Here is a 25,191-nt window from a genome sequence, read left to right on the forward strand (position 1 = left end):
GCCCGGCATTTTGTGATGATATAACAGAGAAATTTGACTAAAAAATGTTACAGGAAAATTTTCGGAGGCGTTAAATAAAAATAAAAGAATATTTTTGGAATGTAATCATGGTAATTATGTAAAACCTGAAAAAATAGAGAGAAAAGCTTGTGGGAAAGGCAGGAATACTATAAAATAAACAGGGAACAATAAAAAGATGAATGGGGTGTCATCTGACAGAGGAGAGAAAAGATGGAACAAAAAATATACAATGAATATGTGGAAATTTTAAAGGAAGAGTTGCTTCCGGCGATGGGATGTACAGAGCCGATTGCAGTAGCTTACGCGGCAGCAGTTGCAGTTCAGGCTCTTGGGGAAAAACCGGAATCTGTAGAAGTAAATGTCAGTGCAAATATTATTAAGAATGTAAAAAGTGTCGTTGTACCGTGCACAGGAGGACTTCGCGGAATCGGTGCAGCAGTCTGTGCAGGGATTGTAGCCGGATGTCCGGAAAAAGAACTGGAAATTCTGGAAGAGATCACAGGGGAACAGAAAGTAGAAATGAAAAAGATGCTGGATACTATGCCGATGACAATCCGGAAATCCGATAAAGAATATATTTTCGACATCCAGATCAAGGCATGTGCAGGCGGACACAGCGGATACGTAGAGATCGCAGGTTTTCACACCAATGTGATCTGTGTAAAGAAAGATGATGAGATCATCAGAGAAAAAGCATATGAAGAGCAGGGATCCAGCTGTGCGACGGACCGTTCTCTTCTGACTGTGGAGAAGATCATTGAATTCGCAGACTGCGTAGACGTTGCAGACGTAGAGGAAGTTCTGCAGAGACAGATTGATTATAACTGGGCAATTGCCGAAGAGGGCATGACAGGAAAATGGGGAGCTGCCATTGGAAAGACTTTGATGGAAGCATATGGAAACAGTGTACATAACCGTGCGAAAGCGATGGCAGCGGCCGGATCGGATGCAAGAATGAACGGATGTGAACTTCCGGTTGTCATCAATTCGGGAAGCGGTAACCAGGGAATGACAACTTCTCTTCCGGTGATCGTCTATGCAAAAGAGCTGAATGTCTCAAAAGAGATGATGCTCCGCGCGCTGGTTGTGTCAAATCTGATCACAATCCATATGAAGACAGGAATCGGAAGACTGTCTGCATATTGTGGCGCGATCAGTGCAGGATGTGGTGCAGGTGCAGGAATCTGTTATCTGTATGGCGGACGTGCATATGAGATTTCTCATGTAATTGTAAATGCAGTTGCCATTAACTCAGGTGTTGTGTGTGATGGAGCGAAGGCAAGCTGCGCGGCAAAAATCGCATCAGCTGTAGAAGCAGGGCTTCTGGGACTTCAGATGCAGAAAAATGGAAAGCAGTTCTATGGCGGAGACGGACTTGTAGAAAAAGGTGTAGAAAACACGATCCGTAATATTGGAGAGCTTGCAAAGAAGGGAATGCGTGAGACGGATAAAACGATCATCCAGATCATGACAAGATAAGAAAAAGAGAAAAGAACTGGTAGAAGAGGCACTTGCATTTACCGGACTTAAGAAAAATATGACTAATATTGAAAAAATAAAACATCTGCGGTATGCATATCGCAGATGTTTTATTTTTGACCGTTAGCTATTTATACTTTTTATTTTTGAATATACTTCTTCAACAACAAAAGCGTATTCTTTACCCCATCCATATGGGATCTTTCATAGTTATGTGATGCATACACCCCAGGACCAATCAGACCATGACGGATATCATATCCTGCCCGAAGAGTTGCCTCTACATCAGAACCGTAATGCGGATACACATCGATCGCATAATCCAATCCTTCTTCTTTTGCAGTTTCGGCAAGAGCGGATGTTACGTCGTAGTTGTAAGGACCGCCGGAATCTTTTGCGCAAATAGATACCATGCGTTCGGTACATCCGAGATCGGATCCGACGCAGCCCATGTCAACAGAAATCATCTCTGTTGTATCTTCGGCAACAAAACTTCCGCCGTGTCCGACTTCTTCATATACAGTGAAAAGGAGAGAAACTTTGCGGGAAAGCGCAATAGATTCATCTTTTACGCATTTTGCCAGACCGAGAAGGATGGCAGCAGAAAGCTTGTCATCTAAGAAACGGCTTTTGATATAACCGCTCGGTGTGATCTGGGTACGCGGGTCCATGGCGATGATATCTCCAGGCTGTACGCCAAGTGAAAGAGTTCCTTCTTTAGTGTCCACATTTTCGTCCAGAAGGATTTCCATATTTTCTTCTTTTGTCTCAACAGCAGAATCTGCAACATGAACAGAAGGTTCAGTATTTAGTACTACACCGGTATAAACGCGTCCGTCGCGTGTGTGGATCGTGCAGTTTTCCCCATCAGCGGTACTCCACTGGTGTCCACCGAGAGTAGTCGGACGCAGTCTTCCATTTGCTTTGACAGAACGCACCATGGCACCGAGGGTATCAACGTGTGCTGCAAGTACCAGCGGATTCCCCTCTCCGCCGATCGTTACGAATACGTTGCCTTTGTTAGAAAGCTGTGGTTCATATCCCATATCTGATAAAGTCTTCATCAGGTATGCAGCCACATCTTTGGTATAACCGGATGGGCTTGGAATAGAAGTTAAAGCTTTCAGTTCGTTTCCGATAAATTCAAGATAATTTTGCATAGAAAATTCCCCCAAAAAATTTATAGTATATATCATAATAGTTTAATGGAAGAGGATGGAAAATGCAATATACATTGAAGGATAATTTAAAAAGGTTATAATAATTGATGAAAAAATAGATTCATGATTTATTAAAAAAGAATCAAATATTGCTTCCGATATATTTGCTGGTGAATTAACCGTATCAGGAGTATAATAGACTTAAAATATTATAGGAGGACAAGGTTAATTATGGGGGAAACGTCAAACGCTAATCTACTGACAACGGGATCTATTCCGAAAAAGATTATTATGTTTGCGATTCCGCTTCTATGGGGGAATTTATTCCAGCAGTTGTATAATGTGGCGGATTCGCTGATCGTGGGAAATTTTCTTGGGAATAATGCACTTGCAGCTGTCAGCTCATCAGGGAATCTGATATTCCTGATGGTAGGATTTTTTGGGGGAATTGGCGTGGGAGCCGGTGTTGTCATTGCGAGGTATTTTGGAGCCGGAGAATATGAAAAGCTGAAAAAAGCAATCCATACGGCACTGGCATTTGGTGGCGTATGTGGAATTTTTCTTACGGTTGCCGCGTTGATCCTTGCACCGCAGATTTTAAAACTGATTGGTACGCCGGAAGAGGTACTGCCGAAATCACTGGTTTATTTCAGGGTGTATTTTGCAGGTTCACTTGGATTTGTAATTTATAACTTTGGAATGGGGATTTTGCAGTCACTTGGTGACAGTAAGAGTCCGGTCATCTATCTGATCATTTCAGCGTGTCTGAATGTGATTCTGGATCTGGTGCTGATCGGAGGCTTAGGATTTGGTGTAGGTGCAGCAGCTTTTGCAACGATTGTTTCACAGATATTAAGTGCGGTTCTGTGTATCAGAAAACTGCGTAGGGAACCAGAGGCGTTCCGGTTATCTTTTCGTGAACTTCGGATGAATGGGAATATGCTGCGGCTGATCGTGGTAAACGGAATACCGGCAGGAATCCAGAATTCAATTATTGCGGTTGCAAATGTATTTGTACAGTCGAATATTAATCAGTTTGGGGCTCTGGCAATGGCCGGATGTGGGTCATATTCCAAAATTGAAGGATTTGGATTTATTCCGGTTACCTGCTTCTCACAGGCACTCACGACGTTTATTGGACAGAATCTGGGAGCAAAAGAGTATGACCGGGCAAAAAAAGGGGCATTGTTTGGAACTATTTGTGGAATCGGGATAGCAGAAGTGATCGGAATAGCAGTTTTTTTCTTTTCACCATACCTGATCGCTGCGTTTGGAGGAGATCAAAAAGCAATTGAATATGGAATTGCAGAGGCACATACGATCGCTCTTTTCTATTGTCTGCTTGCGTTTTCGCATTGTATGGCAGCAATTCAGAGAGGGGCGGGAAGAAGTATTGTTCCGATGTTTGTTATGATGCTTGTATGGTGCGGAGTCCGGGTAACCTATATTAGTATTGTTATCAGGATTATTCCGGTGATCAATGTAATCTACTGGGCATATCCACTTACCTGGTTTATCAGTTCGGTGATATTTTTGATTCTGTTTCTTAAGACAGACTGGATTCACGGATTAGAGAAACAGTGACAGGGCGCATAAAAAAGAAAGCTGTACACTACTTATGTAGTGTGCGGCTTTCTTTTTTGGTTTCATAGGAGATTCCGAAGGAACTTCCTATGAAACAAAAGGCACTGCGTGCCGGAGATGCGCACTCGCACGAAGATGAAGAATGTCGCAAGCGGTCTACGCTCCGCTTCGGTCGTTGCTTAACGAGCGCCACTGGCGCTCAGCAACGCACTCGGCGCGAGAATGTGCCGAGGCACATTCTTTCTTATATTTTTGCGTGAAATTACAGGGAAAGGGAATGAAGTTCCGTAAAAAATGAAGGATAAGATACATCTACACACTGACCATTCTGGATTTCAGTATTTCCCTCGGCGGCAAGGGCTGCGATGGAAAAGGCCATTGCGATCCGGTGATCCAGATAACTGTTGATCTGTCCTCCATGAACCGGATTACCGCCACGGATGATCATGCCGTCGTCGGTTGGTGTTACATCAACGCCCATGGCAAGAAGTCCTTCTGTAGTTGTTTTGATACGGTCAGTCTCTTTGACTTTCAATTCGGCAGCATCCCTGATGATCGTAGTTCCCTCGGCGAAAGCAGCCATCACTGCAATCATTGGAATCTCATCGATCAGTGTAGGGATGATTGCACCTTCTACGGTGGTTCCGTGAAGAGTGCTTGTACGTACAAGAAGATCGGCAGTTGGTTCACCGCTGTCACAATTTTCATTTAGATAGGTAATGTCTGCCCCCATTGCCCTGCATACTTCAAGGATTCCGGCACGGGTCGGGTTGGTACCTACATTCTTTATCAGAAGTTCAGAACCTGGAACCAGAAGGGCAGCAGCGATGAAGTAAGCAGCAGAAGAAATATCTCCGGGAACCAGGATCTTCTGTCCGTATAATTCCTCACATGGGAGAATAGATGCAGTTGCACTACCATCAGAATGTACTTCTGTCTGTACGTTGGCACCGAAGCCATTCAGCATCAGTTCTGTATGATTACGGGAAAGTACAGGTTCTGTAACCAGGGTTAATCCGTCTGCATAAAGTCCTGCCAGGAGTACGGAAGATTTAACCTGAGCAGAAGCTACTTTTGAGTGATAGTGGATTGCGTGCAGGGATGGATTCTGACCGGCAGGAAGCAGGCTGTTGATCAAAAGTGGTGCGCACCCGTTCCCATTCTGGCTTAAAATATCAGCGCCCATCATCCCAAGAGGCTCCATGATCCTCTTCATCGGGCGGGAGTTCAGAGAAGCATCGCCGGAAAGAGTGGTGGCAAACGGCTGACCGGAAAGAATACCGGAAATCAGTCTTGTAGTGGTTCCGCTGTTCCCCACATCTAAAAAAGAAGAAGGTTCGGAAAGTCCGTGAAGCCCTTTGCCGTGAACCAGGATACGGTCAGGTGTGTCTTCGATATTGATTCCCATGGCACGAAAGCAGCCGATGGTAGAGAGGCAGTCGGCACCGTGAAGAAAATGTGTGATCTCAGTAGTTCCTTTTGCCAGTGCACCGAACATAATAGAACGGTGGGAGATGGATTTATCGCCGGGAACAGATACTTCCCCGCGAAGCTGTTTAACAGGTTGGATTTGCATAATATAGTAACCTCTCATTCGTAAAATTCTATTTTCAAGCATTGTGACCAATTTACACAAAGTTCTGAAAAGATTTTTTGGACTGTCTTGCATTTAATGATGTGAGTGTCAAAAATCCTCTTGCAAGCAAGCTTGTATCGGCTTTCTGACCTTTTGACCCTGGTATCATCATTTAATTATTAACGCTCATAAACAATATAACGATGCTTCTGCAAAAGTGCTACTGCTTTCTCACAGGAGATGCTGTCATAGAATTCGATGCGGAGTACGCCTTCTTCAAATTCACGGTTATGAACAATTCCAATGTTCTTAATGCTGAGTGCATTAGAAGCGAGGATGGTCGCAATGGTGGCGATCACACCGGCTTCATCCGGGATGTCACAGTAGATCTCGAATGCACGCTTGATTGGGCCGGCAGAACCGTTTGGCATGGAATTGCGGTAGTTCCGGGAATGGTCGAACATATCGTAGATTCCCTGGGAGTCTCCGGCATCAACCAGTTTTTTCGCTTCATTTAATGTTTCGATATAATTTCCAAGGATCTGGGAAATATTACTCTGATTCTGTGCACAGATATGTTCCCACATGGTCGGTGAGGAAGAGGCGATTCGCGTAATGTCCTTAAAGCCGCCGGCGGCGAGGGTTTTCATCAACTCATCCTTGGTGTCGGTGTCTCTGACAAAGTTGACCAGACTTGCGGCAATGATATGTGGCAAGTGGCTGATCGTGCCGGTGACGATGTCGTGTTCATGATAATCCAGTACGATCGGAAGTGCACGCAAGGATTCTACGAAGGATGCGTATGCATCAACCTTTTTTTTCGCTACTTTGGCGGAAGGGGTGAGAACAAAGTAAGCGTTCTCGATCAGGATTGGTTTGGAATTGGCAAAACCACTCTTTTCGGAACCGGCCATCGGGTGTCCTCCGATAAAGTAATCCTCCAGTCCCAGCCGGATGATCTCGTCATGGATCGGAGTTTTGACACTTCCGACGTCAGTCAGGATCATATCATCATGCAGGTAAGGCATCATCTGCTTTAAATATGCAGTATTGAAAGCAACCGGGGCACATAAGAAGATGTAGTTGCAGCCTCGGAAATTATCATCGATTGAGGTACAGGCCACATTGATGATGGATTCTTGTGTGGCAAGTGCCAGAGTTTCTCTATTCTTGTCGAAAGCGACAATCTCATAATCCGGATAATATCGCCGGATCGCCTTTGCAATAGAGCCCCCAATGAGTCCGAGTCCGATAAATCCGATTTTTTTCTGTTTCATAATCTTTCGTCCTTTCGTGATAGTCTACCTTTCATAATATAGGAAAACAGGCTATCTGTCAATAAAGCAATACTTTAAAGTGTAAAAGTGAAAGTTTTTGTTGAAATTCTATAAAATAGTTGTGTTTTTATAGAAAGTTTAGTACAATATATCCATGAGAAACTTTAGCAAGGAGGCAGCAAGCATGAAGGTTTACAGAACGGATGAAATTAGAAACGTGGTCCTTTTAGGACATGGGGGAAGCGGAAAGACCAGTCTGGCAGAAGCGATGGCTTATGTATCTGGAGCAACAAATCGTATGGGATCTGTTGAGAACGGTAATACGATCAGTGATTTTGATAAAGAAGAACAGAAACGTAAATTCTCACTTAGCACAAGTCTGATTCCGATTGAATGGGAAAAAGCAAAGATTAATATCCTTGATACACCTGGATATTTTGATTTTGTCGGAGAAGTGGAAGAAGCAGTCAGCGCAGCCGATGCAGCTGTTATCGTTGTTTCCGGAAAAGCCGGTGTGCAGGTAGGAACCGAGAAAGCATGGGAGCTCTGTGATAAGTATAATCTTCCGCGTATGATCTATGTTACTGAGATGGATGTGGATGATGCCAGCTTCCGTCAGGTTGTTGAAGATCTGACCGCAAGATACGGTAAAGTGATCGCACCACATTTCCAACCGATCCGTGAGAACGAGAAATTAGTAGGTTATGTCAATGTTATCAAGAATGCAGGTAGAAGATACACCGGACTTGGACAGAGAGAAGAGTGTGAGATTCCGGATTACTGTCTGCCGAACCTGCAGATTTACAGAGAGAAGCTTCTTGAAGCAGTGGCAGAGACCAGTGAAGCATTTATGGAACGTTATTTTGAGGGAGATGAATTCTCGGTTGAAGAGATCCGCTCTGCCATGAGAACAGAAGTTATGGACGGAGATATCGTTCCGGTAGCAATGGGATCCAATGTTCAGGCACAGGGTGTTGCAAACTTACTGTCTGATATCGTAAGATTTTTCCCAAGTCCGGAATACCGTGAATGCGTAGGTATCAACCGTAAGACCAATGAGATCTTTGAAGCACATCATGATTTTGCAGCCGCAAAGACCGCATATGTATTCAAGACCATGGTAGATCCGTTTATCGGAAAATATTCTTTCGTAAAAGTATGTTCCGGTGTATTAAAGGGGGATGATGTCCTTTACAATCCGGAGTCAGATGCAGAAGCAAAGATCGGCAAGATCTACACCTTATCCGGCAACAAACCGGTAGAAGTTCAGGAACTGTTTGCAGGTGATATCGGAGCGATTGCAAAACTGACAAGTACAAAGACAGGGGATACCCTTTCAACAAAAAATACACCGGTATCTTATGGAAGAACCGAATACTCCAAACCGTATACATATATGAAGTATGTAGTGAATAACAAAGGTGATGAGGACAAGGTATCACAGGCTCTTGCGAAGATGATGGCAGAGGATGTGACACTGAAAGTGGTAAATGACAGTGAGAACCGCCAGTCACTGATTTATGGAATGGGTGACCAGCATCTGGAAGTGACAGCAAGCAAGCTGGCAGAGCGTTACAAAGTCGGAATCAGACTGGAGACACCAAAAGTTGCGTTCCGTGAGACGATCCGCAAGAACTCGGATGTAGATACCAAGTATAAGAAACAGTCCGGAGGACATGGACAGTATGGACATGTTAAGATGCGTTTTGAACCATCCGGAGATCTGGATACACCGTATGTATTCCAGGAAGAAGTAGTCGGAGGTGCTGTTCCGAAGAACTACTTCCCGGCAGTTGAAAAAGGATTGCAGGAATCTGTATTAAAAGGACCTCTCGCCGGATATCCGGTAGTTGGCGTGAAAGCAACCCTGTATGATGGATCTTACCATCCGGTAGATTCTTCTGAAATGGCATTTAAGACTGCGACGATCCAGGCATTTAAGAAAGGATTTATGGAAGCAGGACCGGTTCTTCTTGAGCCAATCGCATCTGTGAAAGTAACCGTTCCGGATGATTATACCGGAGACGTTATGGGAGATCTGAACAAGAGACGTGGTCGTGTTCTTGGAATGAATCCACAGTCAGGCGGATATCAGGTAATTGAAGCGGATGTACCGATGACAGGCATGTTTGGATATTGCACAACACTTCGTTCTATGACAGGTGGACGAGGAAGCTATTCGTATGAATTTGCCCGTTATGAACAGGCTCCGGCAGATGTACAGGAAAAAGAAATTGAAAAGCGTGCAGCTGAAGAATAAGAATAAGGAAAAGCCGGGAGAAAATCCCGGTTTTTTCTATTGTACTTTCGTACTAAAAGTGGTATACATATTATGATGGTGGCAGCTTCGGCTGTCACATTGGTATTTTATACAATTTTAGTATTAAAGGTTTAGTATTAAGAGAAAAAGTAGAGGAAAAGAAAAATGAAAATTGTAATTATTGGGGACGGGAAGGTTGGTCATAAACTGACCATACAGTTATCCGAAGAAAATTACGATGTGGTTTTGATTGACCAGAATGAGGGAAAATTAAAAGAAGCACTGAATCAGCTTGATATTCTCTGCATTACCGGAGATGGTGCAGATGCGAAAGTGCAGAAAGAAGCAGGAGTGCCGGGCGCTGATCTTGTTGTGGCATGTGCATCGACAGACGAACTGAATATGCTGAGCTGCCTGCTCGCAAAGAGACTGGGGGCAAAGCACACGATCGCCCGTGTAAGGAATCCAATCTATTATCAGCAGATCGATCTTTTGAAAGAGGACTTAAGACTGAGTATGGCTGTCAACCCGGAACTTATGGCTGCATTTGAGATTTCCAGATCGATCCTTCTTCCGGATACTGCAAAGGTAGAGACTTTTATGAAGGGAAAAGTCGAAATGGTAGAATTCATTGTCAAAGAAAGAAGCCATCTGGGCGGAGTATCGCTTGCTGAGCTTTACCGCAAGTTCCAGATCAAAGTTCTGGTATGTGCTGTAAGACGTGGATCGGAAGTGATCATCCCGAATGGTGATTTTGTCATCCATGATGGAGACCGGCTTCATATTGTTGCATCCCACAAATATATTGAAGAATTTTTCCATCTGATCGGAAAGCGGAAAGAGCCGAAGAATATTCTGGTTTGTGGTGGGGGAAAAGTCGGATATTATCTGGCAAAACAGCTTTTAGGACTTGGTATGCAGGTTAAGATCATTGAGCAGGACTGGAAGAAATGCGAAGATCTCTGCGACCAGCTTCCGAAAGCGACGATCATCTGTGGGAATGCCGCAGACCATGACCTTCTGATCGAAGAAGGAATTGAACAGGCAGATGCCCTGGTCAGCCTGACCGGTATGGATGAGGAGAATATTATCCTTGCACTTTTTGCAAAGACAAAAGGTGTGGACAAGATCGTGGCAAAGGTCAACGAAGACGGACGTGCCCAGCTTGTCGAGGAACTTGGGATCGATCTGATTGTATCAGCAAAGACTGCAACAGCAGATGCGATCATGAGTTATGTGCGTGCACGCCAGAATTCTCTCAAGAATGTCAATGTTGAATCTATGTATCAGCTGGTTGGCGGAAGAGTAGAAGCACTGGAATTTATTATCAAAGAAAAAACAGAATATACAGATATCCCGTTTAAGGATCTGGAACTGAAGCCGAACAATCTGATCGCATGTATCGGAAGAAAACGGCAGATTATTATTCCGGACGGGAATGAATCCATTCAGGTGGGCGACAGTGTTGTAATCGTTACGACCCAGAAGAAAGTTAAGGATATCACAGATATTCTGGCTGAGCAATAGGGGTGAAAAGAAATGAATGTGAAAATGATACGCTATATCATCAGTAAGATGATGGGAGTAGAGGGACTGCTGATGCTGCTTCCGATGATGGTTGGAATTATTTATGGCGAGCACACATCGGTTTATTTTCTGATTACAGCTGCGATCCTGACGGCAATTTATCTGCTGTTTGGCAGAAAATGCCCGGAGAACATGACGATTTATGCCAAAGAAGGTCTGATCATTGTTGCAACGGCCTGGATTTTCTGGTCACTTGCAGGTGCACTTCCATTTGTACTCAGTAAAAGTATTCCAAGCTATGTGGATGCTTTTTTTGAAACAGTATCCGGATTTACGACGACAGGTTCTACGATCCTGACTGAGATTGAAGGACTTCCGAAAGGAATTCTTTTCTGGCGTTCCCTGACACATTGGGTTGGTGGAATGGGAGTGCTGGTATTTGTTATGGTACTTACCTCTCTGGATGAGAAGAATTCCATGCATCTGATGCGTGCGGAAGTTCCGGGACCAGAGGCAGATAAACTGGTTCCAAAGGCAAGAGGAACCGCAAGGATCCTGTATGGAATGTATTTTGCACTGACTGCAATTGAGGTAGTTTTTCTTCTGGCAGGAGGGATGAACCTGTTTGACGCAGTGACACATGCATTCAGTACTGCCGGTACCGGAGGATTTTCCAGCTACAATGCAAGTGTGGCACACTTCAACAGTGCCTACATTGATGGTGTGATCACCGTATTTATGATCCTGTTTGGTATCAATTTTAACCTGTATTTTTTTCTGCTTTTGAAAGAATTTAAGAGTGTATTTAAGAATGAGGAGTTGCGTGCTTACCTGGGAATCATTGCAGGAGCAACCGTTGTGATCACCTGCAATATCGCCGGAGGTTATCATTCTCTTTTAAAGGCATTCCGCTATGCGGCGTTCCAGGTGGCATCCGTGATCACGACAACTGGATTTGTAACGGCAGATTTCAACAAGTGGCCGGAGCTTTCCAAATGTGTTCTGCTTCTTGTGATGGTAATCGGTGCTTCTGCCGGTTCAACAGGCGGTGGTATCAAAGTATCAAGACTTCTGATCCTGGTAAAAAGCATCCGCCGGGAGCTGAAAACTATGATCCATCCGAAAGCAGTCAATATCGTAAAAATAAATGGGAAAAAAGTGAAAGAAGAGACGATGCGGGGGGTATATGTATACTTTATTGCGTATATACTAATCCTGATCGTATCCGTGCTTCTGATCTCGATCAATAACTTTGATTTTACTACTTCATTTACCGGAGTGCTTACTACACTTAATAATGTAGGACCGGGACTGAATCTGGTAGGACCGGTGGAAAATTTTGCGAAGTTCTCAGACTTTTCGAAGATTGTTTTCTGCGTGGATATGCTGATCGGACGACTGGAAATCTTCCCGTTCCTGATGCTGTTCTCGCCGTCACTTTGGAGTAGAAAATTCTAAGACAGCCTTGGTAAGGTAAAACGATGAAAAGGAGAATTTATGAAAAAGAAAAATATAGCGATTAGTTTTCTGCTGCTTTTAGTGGCAGCAGGAATCTGGTATTATGTATCACTGCCGGCTTTTAATATCCATTCTTCCGGAGTGTGGTATTTTGTGCTTGTTCTGGTGCTTGCGGTCGGTCTTGTGCTTGCAGGAAAAAAAGGCTTGCGATACGGAGCGATTGATCTGAAGGAGATGAAAGAATCCAAAGGTTTCAAATGGTGTGTCCGTCTTTTTATTCTTTTGTTAGTGGTTTATCTGGCCGGAACCATTCTTTCTTCACCGATTGTGAATGCGAAGAAATACCAACAGCTTCTGAAGGTAGAAGAGGGCGAATTCACAAAAGATATCGAGGAGCTTTCCTTTGACCAGATCCCGCTTCTGGATAAGGAGTCTGCGCAGCTTTTAGGAGACCGGAAGATGGGAAGCATGTCAGATATGGTATCCCAGTTTGAGGTGGACGATATCTACAGTCAGATCAACTACAAGGATCGTCCGGTCCGTGTGTCACCTTTGAAATATGCGAATCTGATCAAATGGTTTACCAATCGGAAAGATGGACTTCCTGCATATATCCGGATCGATATGGCAAGTCAGACAACGGAGATGGTAAAGCTGGAGCAGGGAATGAAGTATTCGACCAGCGAGCATTTTGGAAGAAATATTTACCGTCATCTTCGTTTTGCGCATCCGACTTATATTTACGGAGACCTTAGTTTTGAAATTGATGATAATGGTGTTCCATACTGGGTAGCACCGGTCAAAAAGTATAATATCGGTCTTTTCGGAGGAGAAACGGTAGGACATGTGGTGCTCTGCAATGCGATCACCGGCGAAATGCAGGATTACAGGATCGATGAAGTCCCGGAATGGATCGACCGAGCCTATTCGGCAGATCTTCTGGTACAGCTTTATGATTATTATGGCACGTTAAAGCATGGGTATTTTAACAGTGTACTCAGCCAGAAAGATTGTCTGAAGACAACAAACGGATATAATTATCTGGCGATTGATGATGATGTATGGGTGTACACGGGAGTAACTTCTGTAAACAGTGACCAGTCCAATGTGGGATTTGTTCTGATGAACCAGAGAACTATGGAGACAAAGTATTATCCGGTGGCAGGTGCGATCGAGGATTCTGCGATGGCATCGGCAGAAGGACAGGTACAGAACCTGAAGTATCGGGCGACTTTCCCGCTGTTGCTTAACATTTCCGGGGAGCCGACTTACTTTATGGCACTTAAGGATGATGCAGGACTTGTGAAAAAGTATGCAATGGTCAATGTCCAGAAGTACCAGGTTGTTGCGATCGGGGATACGGTAAGTGTATGTGAAGAATCCTACAATAATCTGCTTCTTACCAATGGAATCAAGGAAAAAGAAGAAGTGAAGATGGATACCGGCACGATCGAAGGAAAGATCACGAAAATCGCCCAGGGCGTTATAGATGGAGATTCTCATTACTACATTATGCTGGAAGGATCAGATGAGATTTTTGATGTATCGGTAGTCGATTTTATTGAGATCATCAAGTACAATGTGGGAGATGATGTAAAACTGGAGTATGCAAAAGGGGATAAGGCAAATACGGTTTTGTCTTTGAAATAGCATGATGTTGGAGTCAAAAGGTATTTTGCCCCTTTGATACCAGATTGCGAGAGTGCAAAAATCATCTTGCAAGCAAGCTTGCATCGGCTTTCTGACCTTTTGACCCTGGTATCATAGCATAAAAAGAATGTACTCTGTCACATTTGGAAAACCATAAAAGGAGGGATGAAGATTTACAGAAAATCTTCATCCCTCCTTTTGGATAATGTCTATCTTAGTTAAGGAGTGTACAATTTTCAAAATCTACATTACCAAGCTGTTCATTCGTTGCACTGATGCTGACATAAAAATCTACATCATTTTCTTTGGAGATCTTTTTCAGTGTTTCGATGAAAGAAGGAATGTTCTCAAGTGTGATGTCGGCGTGTTTTAAAATACCGTCGATAAAGATTGCTTTGATATCATGGTCTGCGCTTAACATACCGTAAATAAATCCAAGATATTCATCGGTATTGGTGATTACATCATAGTCATCCATGCAGATCGCTCTGATGTTGAAAGATAAGCTGTATGTATCTCTGTGGCTCTTCTTGATGAAGAATACGTTTCCTTCACATGTCTTTACAGCTTCGTTAGCACGTTCGATCATTTGCTGGGTTTTTCCGCTTCCTTTTGGGCCTGTCAATAAATTAACCATATTATCAAGTCTCCTTTGTTTATGAATTTGTACTAAAAAAGTACGAGATTTTATAAAACTATTATACACTAATCACAATGCATTAACAAGCTATTTATTTGCATCTTTTAAAGAAATGTGATACGATATAGCTCGGAAACAATTTGCAGTTAGAAAAGGCTAATTTATGAAATTATAATAATAAGAAAAGAGGAACGAAAAATGACGAAAGTTGATATTATTTCTGGTTTCCTGGGAGCAGGAAAGACAACATTCATCAAGAAACTGATCGAGGATGTATTTCCGGGAGAAAGACTGGTCCTGATCGAGAACGAATTTGGGGAGATCGGTATTGATGGCGGATTCTTAAAAGATGCCGGCGTTGAGATCACAGAGATGAACTCAGGATGTATCTGCTGTACACTGGTGGGGGATTTTAGCAAAGCACTTCAGAAAGTACTTGTAGATTATACACCGGATCGTGTCATCATCGAACCTTCAGGAGTTGGAAAGCTTTCTGATGTTGTAAAAGCAATCGAGGGTGTCAAAGATGAGGCAGATATTGAGATTGACGGAAGAATCACAGTTGTTGACGGTAAGAAAGCAAAAATCTATCTCAAGAACTTCGGAGAATTCTTCAATAACCAGGTAGAGCATGCATCTACGATCGTTATCAGCCGTACCCAGATGATGACAGATGAAAAGGTAGAAGAGTGCGTGCATATGCTGCGTGAGAAAAATGCAGAGGCAACCATTATTTCCACACCTTGGGAAGAACTTGGAAAAGATGCCGTTTTGCATGCCCTGCAGCATGGCGCTGAGATCGAAGGTATCCTGGAAGAACATGCACACGAGCATGACGACCACGAACATCACCATCATCATGATGACGAATGTGGCTGCGGTCATGATCACGACCATCATCACGATCACGAAGAGCATGAGCATCATCACGAACATGATGAGAACTGCACCTGCGGATGCCACGATCATGACCATGAACACCATCATGATCACGACCATGAAGAGCATGAGCATCATCATGAACATGATGAGAACTGCACCTGCGGATGCCATGACCATCACCACGGACACGAAGGACATCATCATGCAGATGAAGTATTTACGAGCTGGGGCAAGGAGACTGCTCATAAGTATACAGAAGAAGAACTGGATTACCTGCTGAAAGCATTATCTGAGACAGATGCTTACGGAACCGTACTTCGTTCCAAAGGAATTATCCAGATGGCAGACGGTTCCTGGAAGCAGTTTGATATGGTTCCGGAAGAATATGAAGTCCGTGAGGGACAGGCTGATTACACAGGACGTGTATGCGTGATCGGAACAGATCTCAAAGAAGAGGATCTGATTAAGTTATTCCATATCTAGGAGGAGCAAGCGGCGATGACAACACCGGTATATATCTGTACAGGATTTCTGGACAGTGGAAAAACAACATTTATCAAGGACACACTGATGAAGCAGGAATGGATCGAAGAAGGTCCGACATTGCTTTTGCAGTGTGAAGAGGGAGAGGAAGAGTACTCGGAAAAATATCTGGATGAGAACGGACTGTTCCTCTTCAATATAGAAGAAAGAGAAAAGTTAAATAAAACTTTCTTTGAAAACTGTGAGAAGATCTATCATCCGGTCCAGGTGATCATTGAGTACAATGGAACCTGGGATCTGCAGGAAATCCTGGATGAAGATTTTCCACGCAACTGGGAGATTCAGGGTGTGTACTCAACGGTTAGCGGTGAGACGTTGGACATGTACCTGAAGAATATGCGGAATATGCTGATGAACCAGCTTACAGAATCTGAGTTGATCATCATCAACCGTTGTGGGGAAAATACAGACCGAAGTGCGTTCAGACGTGCCCTTAAGATCCAGAACCCACAGGCACAGCTGATCTTTGAAGGCGTGGATGGCAATATTATCCCGCAGACAGAAGAGGATCTGCCATATGATCTGAAAGCAGACCATATCTTCATTGATGATGTGGACTTTGGTACCTGGTATGTGGATGCATATGAGCATCCGGAGCGCTACGAGCACAAGAAGATCACCTTCCTTGCACAGCTTTTCCGTCCGAAGGGAATGCCGGCAAATATGCTGATTCCGGGAAGACAGATCATGACCTGCTGCGCAGATGATATCCGTTTCTATGGATATCCATGTAATCTTGGAAGGGCAGCGCAGATTACACAGAGAAGCTGGAAAAAAGTAACCGTCAAGTTCGAGTACGAAGCATACCGTCCGATGGTTCCAAAGCAGCCGGTTCTTTATATGCTGGAGATGGAATCCGCAGAAAAACCGGAAGAAGAGGTAGTATATCTTGGATAAATTTCAAGTATTAAAGCAATTTTTTGGCTATGACGGATTCCGACCGGGACAGGAGAAACTGATTGATGCGATCCTGTCCGGCCGGGATGTACTCGGCATACTGCCAACGGGAGCCGGAAAGTCCATCTGTTTTCAGATTCCGGCGCTGATGATGGGAGGTATTACACTTGTGATATCTCCCCTTATTTCTCTTATGAAGGATCAGGTGGCATCCCTCAATCAGGCAGGGGTTCATGCAGCCTATCTGAACAGTTCCCTGACTATGGGGCAGTACCGGAAGGCACTTGCTTTTGCAAAAGAAGGAAGATATAAGATTATCTATGTGGCACCGGAGCGGCTGGAAACTGCAGAGTTTATGGATTTTGCTATGAGCGTGGATATTTCTATGATCGCAGTCGATGAAGCGCACTGTGTTTCCCAGTGGGGACAGGATTTCCGACCAAGTTATTTAAAGATCACAGAGTTTGTAGAGTATCTTCCAAAGCGGCCGGTTGTGAGTGCATTTACTGCAACAGCGACGAAAGAAGTAAGAGAGGATATGATCGATATCCTGATGCTGGAGGATCCGGAAGTAGTAATGACAGGTTACGACAGACCGAATCTGTTCCTTGCGGTACAGTTCCCAAAGAATAAATATGCCGCACTCAAAGCATTTATTGAGGAGCATCCGGATCAATGCGGGATTGTCTACTGCCTGACCAGAAAGCAGGTGGAGGAAAATTGCGCACTCCTGGAAATGGATGGGTTTTCCGTGACCAGGTATCATGCGGGACTGACAGACCGGGAGCGGCGTGATAATCAGGATGATTTCATTTATGACCGGAAGCAGATCATGGTGGCGACGAATGCATTCGGGATGGGAATTGATAAATCCAATGTCCGCTTTGTCGTACATTACAATATGCCGAAGAATTTGGAGTCCTATTATCAGGAAGTGGGACGCTGCGCCCGGGACGGTGAGCCGGGGGAGTGCCTGCTTTTATATAGTGGACAGGATGTGATCACAAACCAGATGTTCATTGAGAACAACCGCGACAATCAGGAACTGGATGAACTGACGCGCCGGATCGTGATGGAGCGGGATCAGGAGCGCTTGAAAAAGATGACTTATTATTGTTTTACAAAGGAATGTCTGCGTGATTATATTCTGCGGTATTTTGGGGAATACGGAAGCAATTACTGTGGGAACTGTTCAAACTGTAAGACACAGTTTGATACCGTGGATATGACGGCAGAGGCAAGGATACTTGCCATGTGTGTAAAAGAAAGTCATCAGCGTTATGGAATTAATGTGATTCTGGATACGGTGCATGGGGCAAATAATGCGAAGATCCGGCAGTATGGCATGGGTGTCAGTCCGGCTTACGGGGTACTTTCTAAGACGCCATCGTGGAAGCTCAGGCAGATATTCAACCAGCTTCTGGCAGAAGGATATCTGAAGACCACGCCGGATTCTTATATGATTGTGAAGCTGACTGAAAAGTCGGAAGCACTGATTGCAGGGCAGGAGACATTTACAATGAAGATGGCAAAAGAACCGGAGAAAGAGGCGAAGACAACACCGAAGAAAAAAGTGAAGAAAACGGCCGGACTGGTTCTGAATAAAGAGCAGGAAGAGTCTTTTGAAATCCTGCGCGTTCTGCGAGCAGAGATAGCAAGAGAAGAAAAAGTTCCGCCTTATATTGTATTTTCCGATAAGACTCTTGTGCAGATGTGTATCGAAAAACCGACAAATAAGAATGCTATGCTGAAAGTTTCCGGTGTGGGAGAGTTCAAGTTTGAAAAATATGGAGAGCGCTTTCTGGAGGTAATCCGGTCGTGGACATAGAATATCATCTGATCCGGTCAGATAGGCGCAGTATTGGAATCGAAGTTGACCGGGAAGGAAAGGTGACGGTCCGTGCACCCTATTCCTGTGAGAAAAAGCGGATTGATCGGTTCCTTCTGGAAAAAGAGAACTGGATCCGACAGAAGGTAAAGCTTCAGAAGGAAAATGCAATGAAGCGGCAGGAAAAGAGAGAGATGCCGGAAGCAGAAAAGAAATATTACCGGAATCTGGCAAGAGAAGTATTAGGTGCAAGGACCGGATACTATGCCCGGAAAATGGGTGTGACCTATGGACGTATTTCCATCCGGGAGCAGAAGACCAGGTGGGGAAGCTGCAGCAGCGTGGGGAATCTCAATTACAACTGGAAGCTGGTGCTGATGCCGCCGGGAGTTCTGGATTATGTTGTGGTGCATGAGCTGGCACATCGTAGAGAAATGAATCATTCCGCTGCATTCTGGAAGGTCGTGGCGACGTGGATGCCGGACTATAAAAAATATAGAAAATGGCTGAGAGATAACGGAAATCAATTTTAAATGGTAAAAATAATCAAGAATTCGTAGAAAACAATCAAGAATCTCTTGACGGAACTTGTATTTATTTTTATAATAACAAGGTATATGAAAAAAACAAGGATAAGGATCAGTAAAAGATTAGAGTCTGTACAGAGAACTGCCGGGCGGTGCAAGGCAGCAGATCAGATCTTTGAACTCGCCTTTGAGTTCTTCTGCTGAACGGTTTTCAGATAGGCAGAAGCGGGAATTCCCGTTATAGAATCACAAGTGCGCTGCACCGTAAGTTATGTTACCGGGATGCGGCGAAGAAGAGTGGTACCACGGAATTTAATCTTTCGTCTCTTTGAATTTATCAAAAGAGGCGAAAGATTTTTATTTAACAGGAAATTCTGATGGAATTTCCTGTTAAATAAAAGGTTAAGACACTTTTTTTCATACTGAAACAATACCAGGAGGAAAGAAAAATGGCAGTACCTTACAATCATAAGGCAATCGAAAAGAAATGGAAAGAAAAATGGGCTGAGAATCCGGTTAATCCGAAAGTGGATGAAAACGGCAACCCGAAAAAGAAATATTATTGTCTGGACATGTTCCCGTATCCGTCAGGAAACGGTCTTCATGTAGGACACTGGAGAGGCTATGTTATCTCCGATGTGTGGAGCCGTTACAAACTGCTTCAGGGATATTACATCATTCATCCGATGGGATGGGATGCATTCGGTCTTCCGGCTGAAAACTATGCGATCAAGATGGGAACCCATCCTGCAAAATCGACAGCAGCAAACATCGCGAATATCAAACGTCAGATCAATGAGATCTCAGCGCTTTATGACTGGGATATGGAAGTCAATACAACAGATCCTGATTTCTACAAATGGACACAGTGGATCTTTGTAAAGATGTTCAAAGAAGGACTTGCATACGAAAAAGAATTCCCGATCAACTGGTGCCCGTCTTGTAAGACAGGTCTTGCAAACGAAGAGGTTGTGGGCGGAAAATGCGAACGCTGCGGCGCTGAAGTTACAAAGAAGAACCTTCGTCAGTGGATGCTGCGTATCACAAAATATGCAGACCGTCTGTTAAATGACCTGGATAAGCTTGACTGGCCGGAAAAAGTTAAAAAGATGCAGACAGACTGGATCGGTAAATCTTACGGTGCAGAAGTAGATTTCCCGGTTGAAGGAAGAGAAGATAAGATCACTGTATACACAACAAGACCAGATACGCTTCATGGAGCAACCTTCATGGTACTTGCACCGGAACATAAGCTTGCAGCAGAGCTTGCAACACCGGAACACAAAGAAGAAGTAGAAAAATATATCTTCGATTCTTCTATGAAGTCTAATGTAGACCGTCTGCAGGACAAAGAAAAAACAGGTGTATTTACAGGAACTTACGCGATCAACCCTCTGAACGGAGCAAAGGTACCGATCTGGCTTTCTGATTATGTACTGGCTGATTATGGTACAGGAGCCATCATGTGTGTACCGGCTCATGACGACCGTGACTTTGAATTTGCAACCAAGTTCAACATCCCGATCATCCAGGTTATTGCAAAAGACGGTAAAGAAATCGAAAATATGACAGAAGCTTACACAGAGGCTTCCGGAACGATGATCAATTCCGGAGAATGGAATGGTATGGAGAGCTCTGTCCTTAAGAAAGAAGCTCCACATATCATCGAAGAAAGAGGAATCGGACGTGCAACTGTAAACTACAAGCTGCGTGACTGGGTATTCTCCCGTCAGAGATACTGGGGAGAACCAATTCCGATCGTACACTGCCCGGATTGTGGCGCTGTACCGGTACCGGAAGATCAGCTTCCACTGAGACTGCCGGATGTAGAATCTTATGAACCGACAGGAACAGGAGAATCTCCACTTGCAGGAATCGATGAATGGGTAAATACAACCTGTCCTGTTTGTGGAAAACCGGCAAAACGTGAGACAAATACCATGCCGCAGTGGGCTGGATCTTCATGGTATTTCCTGCGTTATGTAGATAATCACAACAACGAAGAACTTGTATCCAGAGAAAAAGCAGATGCAATGCTTCCGGTAGATATGTATATCGGTGGTGTAGAACATGCAGTACTTCACCTTCTGTATTCAAGATTCTATACCAAATTCCTTTGCGATATCGGTGTGATCGATTTTGATGAGCCGTTTGTCAAACTGTTCAACCAGGGAATGATCACAGGTAAGAATGGTATCAAGATGAGTAAGTCAAAAGGAAATGTCGTGTCTCCGGATGATCTTGTAAGAGATTATGGATGCGATTCTTTAAGAATGTATGAACTCTTCGTAGGACCACCGGAACTGGATGCAGAGTGGGATGACAGAGGAATCGATGGTGTATACCGTTTCCTTAAGAAACTCTGGAACCTGCTTATGGACAGCAAGGATAAAGATATCAAACCAACCAAAGAGATGATCAAAGTACGTCATAAACTGGTTTATGATATCACAACCCGTCTGGAAAGCTTCAGCCTGAATACCGTTATTTCTGCATTCATGGAGCATACAAATACACTGGTTGCGATCGCTAAGAAGGAAGGCGGAGTAGACAGAGATACTCTGGATACCCTTGCTGTATTACTGGCACCATTTGCACCACATATGGCAGAAGAAATCTGGGAAGAACTTGGCAACAAAGAAAGCGTATTCCGTGCCGGATGGCCAAAATACGATACAGAAGCCATGAAAGATGATGAAATCGAAATTCCGGTACAGATCAATGGAAAAACAAGAGCAGTCATCAAAATTTCCACAGAGGCTACAAAAGAAGAAGCAATCGCTGCCGGAAAAGAAGCAATCGCAGATAAACTTACAGGAAATATCGTAAAAGAAATCTACGTTCCGAAGAAGATCATAAACATTGTTCAGAAATAATTGAGAAGAAATTCTTACAACAGAATAAAGTGCTTGGAAATATTGAAAAGGTTGCTTAAAACCAAGGTTTGCAGATGTTTTTTTTCAAAGAAAAGGTATCATAGAATACCGCAAAATATCGTAAGAGATTTTTGAAATGGAGTAAATTTGGAGTAAAAGTTGAAAGAAAATGGAGTAAATATTTCAAGTGTTAGAGAATGGCGCAGGTAATGGAAGCATTATTTGTGCCATTTTTCATTGACACTTTTTGAGAACTGTAGGTAATAAAACATGAAAGTCTGTCTAATGAGATTGAGTTAAACCCAAGTGCTTTGGTTATGGCGAAAGAAAGAGAAATATGATATAATTTTATTCAATAGAAATAAAAAATAGTAATAGTAGGACAAAAGATATTTCTTATATAATCTTAATAATGACCAAGGAGAAAGTCAAATGGATAATATATTGAAAAAGATGACAGAGAAAGCGTATCAAAAATATAAAACACTTCCAAATGGAAAGCCTATAGTACGACAAAATATTGAAGCAGATGCATTCCCGATTGTAGTGTTGGATATTTTATATGGAGAGGAGAAAAAGAAAAATTTTCTAGAAGAAGAAGCAACTGAACTTGCAAAGTATGTTGTGGCACCTCCAGATAGCGGGATTGATATAGTTGTTGAACATGAAGATTCAGATGATTATTCATATGATTTTATACAAGTTAAAAGTAGTGCGCTTCCAGAGGTTGAAATTAAAAAAAATCTAGCAACAATGAAACGAACAATAAAAGATTATTTGAAGAAACCTTCAAGTGTTGAAGAAAATTTGGTTAATGTTTTGGGACAAACCAATTTTGATACGTCATATAGAAATAATTGTACATATATTGTTGTTCATTGTGGTGAAATTATTTATACAGAATTAGAAAAAGATGAAAAAATAATAACAGGAAGAGAATTAGCTGTATTAAAGGAATGTGTAAAAGGTGAATTACCAAAAGTACCAGAAGAGGCTTTTGAAGCAGATAGCTTTAATAATTTTATTATATATGATCAATTAGAAATCCCAGATGAAGATGCAATTTTATGTAATATTTGTGGGTATGACTTAGCTAAATTGGCTAATAAATATTTAAATACCACTCTTGGAAGAAATATTTTATTTGGACAGAATCTTAGAGAAACACTTGTTAAATCTAAGACATATGATGGTATGGAATATACAATTAGAAATGAACCGGGGAAGTTTTGGTTTTTTAATAATGGAATTACAGTTGTTGCTGAAGATTATGATACTGAGAATAAAAACGGGGACGAAGTTGAAAGATTTGTGTTGAAAAATTTTTCGATTATTAATGGTGCACAAACAACAAGTGCATTGGGACAATTTTTGAAAAAAGCAAAATTAGAAAATGATACAAACGCAATTGAACAATTAAAAAAAGTATATGTTCTTACTAGAATATTAAAAGTAAAAAATCCTAAATTTAGGTCTGATATAGCTATTTATAATAATACACAGAATCCTATTACTACCAGAGATATGGCTTCAAACCGTGCTGAACAATTAAAGCTTAATGATTGGCTTATTAATGGAGAAAGTCCGCACATTTATGTTGAAATAAGAAGAGGTACCAGTATACCCCAAAATGTAAAGTTGTATAAACATCAAAAAACGACTAACACGGAATTAGCTCAGCTTGCTTTTGCCGGATTTAAAGTCAGACCATCTATTGCAAAAGATAAAAAAAACTCATTATTTGATACAGATTATTCGCAGAATGAGTATGTTTTAAACCAGTATTATCATGAAGTATTTCGCTACATAAATGAAGACGATAAAGGTATTTTGTTTTCTAAGAGTAAGGAAGAAATCAATGAACTTCTCTTTGTGCAGTTTCTTTATAAAGAAGCCAAAAAATATGTTCGTAAACGATATAATGAAAGAAAAGTAAATACCCAGCAAAAATATGATAAAGAAAGAGATGATGAAAAAAGAGCGGAACTTCAAAATAGAATAAAAGATTATGAAACAGTAAGCGCGATTGCTAATATTTGTATGTTTTATTGTATTGCAATGTATTATCAATATAAAAATGAGTTTGATATATTTGCGGATTCTAGAGTATACAATTATGAAAAATTTTATTCTGATAAAGAGTATAAAGAAGCGTTAATAAAAGAATTTTCTAGCTTATTTTTGGAGCAAACTATAGATATTATTAAAAGAGTATCTCAGAAAGCGGCTAATTTAAGTACGTGGATACGAGTAGCCAAGAGTGAGCAACTATTTTTGGATGAAGTAAAAAATAGAATAGATACAGATCTTACTATTGAGGATAAATATAAAAATTATACTGAAAAATTTAAAATAAATTTAGAAGATAATTAAATTATTAAAGCATTGTAATAAAGAGGTCATGAAAATTTTGTGTTTGGGAATGTTTTTATAAAAAGCTAAAAGAACTATAAAAATATTAACAATAAATTAGAAGGATTGTTTGCTATGTACTTTTAAGTAAAGACGAATATCTAGAGTGAGGTCAAGGAACAAGGCGAAGCCGATACGCCGTAGGGCAGTCCTTGACGGAACGGGTACAGCCAACAGCACCATGATACAGCAGAGGACTTGAAAGGTCAGAAACCTTGCAAGTCCTCTTGTCTGTTACTGGGCGTTATATTTTAAGTAAAGTGCTTCTTTCACTTGTTCTTTTTCAAATGCTTTTATGTGAGCGTCTTAGGTCATTCCACGTTGGCAATGACAACTGATTTATACACGCATGTTTCAGAAGAAAAGAAAAAAGAAGAAGTAGCTGAACTTAAAATATTGGCTTAAAATTGAAGTAAAAATGGAGTAAATCATTCAAGTATAAGTCCGTCAATTTTCCGGTAATCCTTTACGGATTCCAAAATATGAAGTAGAATAAAGAAAAAGATTTCACCGGTATATTAGATTCAAAAAGCAGGAGGTCATTAACAGTTAAAGATAAATTATAAAATCATATAAGTAGATATTGAGTTTTAT

The 25,191-nt window shown here is 42.2% G+C and carries 16 protein-coding genes and 1 other annotated feature; of the genes, 12 read left to right on the forward strand and 4 right to left on the reverse strand.

Features of this window, described 5'->3' with window-relative positions; all coding sequences use genetic code 11:
- Positions 1-231: 231 nt before the first annotated feature.
- A complete protein-coding gene (locus PGU50_RS13090; RefSeq protein WP_118198735.1) occupies positions 232-1,500 on the forward strand; it encodes an L-cysteine desulfidase family protein in 1,269 nt (422 codons plus the stop codon).
- Between the two features lie 140 nt (positions 1,501-1,640).
- Here the strand turns inward: PGU50_RS13090 and PGU50_RS13095 are convergent, their stop codons facing one another.
- Positions 1,641-2,660 (reverse strand): M42 family metallopeptidase, encoded by a 1,020-nt coding sequence (locus tag PGU50_RS13095; RefSeq protein WP_117555825.1) that lies wholly within the window; start codon positions 2,658-2,660, stop codon positions 1,641-1,643.
- A gap of 231 nt (positions 2,661-2,891) precedes the next feature.
- Between PGU50_RS13095 and PGU50_RS13100 the strand changes: the two genes are divergently transcribed.
- Positions 2,892-4,244: an MATE family efflux transporter gene (locus PGU50_RS13100; RefSeq protein WP_118198734.1), complete on the forward strand. Its 1,353-nt coding sequence runs from the start codon at positions 2,892-2,894 to the stop codon at positions 4,242-4,244.
- A gap of 262 nt (positions 4,245-4,506) precedes the next feature.
- On the opposite strand, the gene aroA is transcribed toward PGU50_RS13100, so the two are convergent.
- Together aroA and PGU50_RS13110 are read right to left on the reverse strand one after the other, a co-directional pair.
- The gene (gene aroA, locus PGU50_RS13105) at positions 4,507-5,820 is read right to left on the reverse strand and encodes a 3-phosphoshikimate 1-carboxyvinyltransferase (protein ID WP_118199730.1); all 1,314 of its coding nucleotides are present in this window, start codon (positions 5,818-5,820) and stop codon (positions 4,507-4,509) included.
- 179 nt (positions 5,821-5,999) lie between these two features.
- The gene (locus tag PGU50_RS13110) at positions 6,000-7,097 is read right to left on the reverse strand and encodes a prephenate dehydrogenase (RefSeq protein WP_022220726.1); all 1,098 of its coding nucleotides are present in this window, start codon (positions 7,095-7,097) and stop codon (positions 6,000-6,002) included.
- 184 nt (positions 7,098-7,281) lie between these two features.
- Between PGU50_RS13110 and PGU50_RS13115 the strand changes: the two genes are divergently transcribed.
- The 4 genes from PGU50_RS13115 to PGU50_RS13130 all read left to right on the forward strand — a co-directional run bounded on the left by PGU50_RS13115 (position 7,282) and on the right by PGU50_RS13130 (position 13,992).
- Positions 7,282-9,357, forward strand: coding sequence for an elongation factor G (locus tag PGU50_RS13115; protein ID WP_022220725.1), 2,076 nt, complete (start codon positions 7,282-7,284; stop codon positions 9,355-9,357).
- Positions 9,358-9,522: 165 nt separating this feature from the next.
- Positions 9,523-10,884 (forward strand): Trk system potassium transporter TrkA, encoded by a 1,362-nt coding sequence (gene trkA / locus PGU50_RS13120; RefSeq protein ID WP_118199731.1) that lies wholly within the window; start codon positions 9,523-9,525, stop codon positions 10,882-10,884.
- A 12-nt stretch (positions 10,885-10,896) separates the two neighbouring features.
- Entirely contained in the window at positions 10,897-12,342 is a 1,446-nt protein-coding gene (locus tag PGU50_RS13125; protein WP_118199732.1) for a TrkH family potassium uptake protein, read from the forward strand.
- Positions 12,343-12,381: 39 nt separating this feature from the next.
- Positions 12,382-13,992 (forward strand): CvpA family protein, encoded by a 1,611-nt coding sequence (locus PGU50_RS13130; RefSeq protein WP_118199733.1) that lies wholly within the window; start codon positions 12,382-12,384, stop codon positions 13,990-13,992.
- Between the two features lie 214 nt (positions 13,993-14,206).
- Here PGU50_RS13130 and PGU50_RS13135 read toward each other — a convergent pair whose 3' ends face one another.
- Positions 14,207-14,629: a DsrE family protein gene (locus tag PGU50_RS13135; RefSeq protein ID WP_117555837.1), complete on the reverse strand. Its 423-nt coding sequence runs from the start codon at positions 14,627-14,629 to the stop codon at positions 14,207-14,209.
- A gap of 201 nt (positions 14,630-14,830) precedes the next feature.
- Here PGU50_RS13135 and PGU50_RS13140 point away from each other — a divergent pair, with 201 nt between their 5' ends.
- From PGU50_RS13140 to PGU50_RS13165, 6 genes are all read left to right on the forward strand, one after another.
- Positions 14,831-15,997 carry a CobW family GTP-binding protein gene (locus PGU50_RS13140; RefSeq protein ID WP_118199734.1) on the forward strand — a complete coding sequence of 389 codons (1,167 nt, stop codon included), beginning with the start codon at positions 14,831-14,833 and terminating at the stop codon, positions 15,995-15,997.
- 15 nt (positions 15,998-16,012) lie between these two features.
- On the forward strand, positions 16,013-16,954 hold the full coding sequence (locus tag PGU50_RS13145; RefSeq protein ID WP_008369798.1) for a TIGR03943 family putative permease subunit: 942 nt from the start codon (positions 16,013-16,015) through the stop codon (positions 16,952-16,954).
- Positions 16,947-18,782, forward strand: a complete 1,836-nt coding sequence (recQ, locus tag PGU50_RS13150; protein ID WP_270247150.1) for a DNA helicase RecQ — start codon at positions 16,947-16,949, stop codon at positions 18,780-18,782. The genes PGU50_RS13145 and recQ overlap by 8 nt, the downstream gene beginning before the upstream one ends.
- Entirely contained in the window at positions 18,773-19,315 is a 543-nt protein-coding gene (locus PGU50_RS13155; RefSeq protein ID WP_008369795.1) for a M48 family metallopeptidase, read from the forward strand. The genes recQ and PGU50_RS13155 overlap by 10 nt, the downstream gene beginning before the upstream one ends.
- Positions 19,316-19,402: 87 nt before the next feature.
- Positions 19,403-19,640: a binding site (T-box leader), on the forward strand.
- Between the two features lie 118 nt (positions 19,641-19,758).
- Positions 19,759-22,185, forward strand: a complete 2,427-nt coding sequence (gene leuS, locus PGU50_RS13160; protein ID WP_118199736.1) for a leucine--tRNA ligase — start codon at positions 19,759-19,761, stop codon at positions 22,183-22,185.
- 432 nt (positions 22,186-22,617) lie between these two features.
- The gene (locus PGU50_RS13165) at positions 22,618-24,558 is read left to right on the forward strand and encodes an AIPR family protein (RefSeq protein ID WP_118199737.1); all 1,941 of its coding nucleotides are present in this window, start codon (positions 22,618-22,620) and stop codon (positions 24,556-24,558) included.
- Positions 24,559-25,191: the final 633 nt, after the last annotated feature.

Source organism: Coprococcus sp. AM11-30B, from assembly GCF_027674365.1.
Lineage (GTDB): Bacteria > Bacillota > Clostridia > Lachnospirales > Lachnospiraceae > Allocoprococcus > Allocoprococcus comes.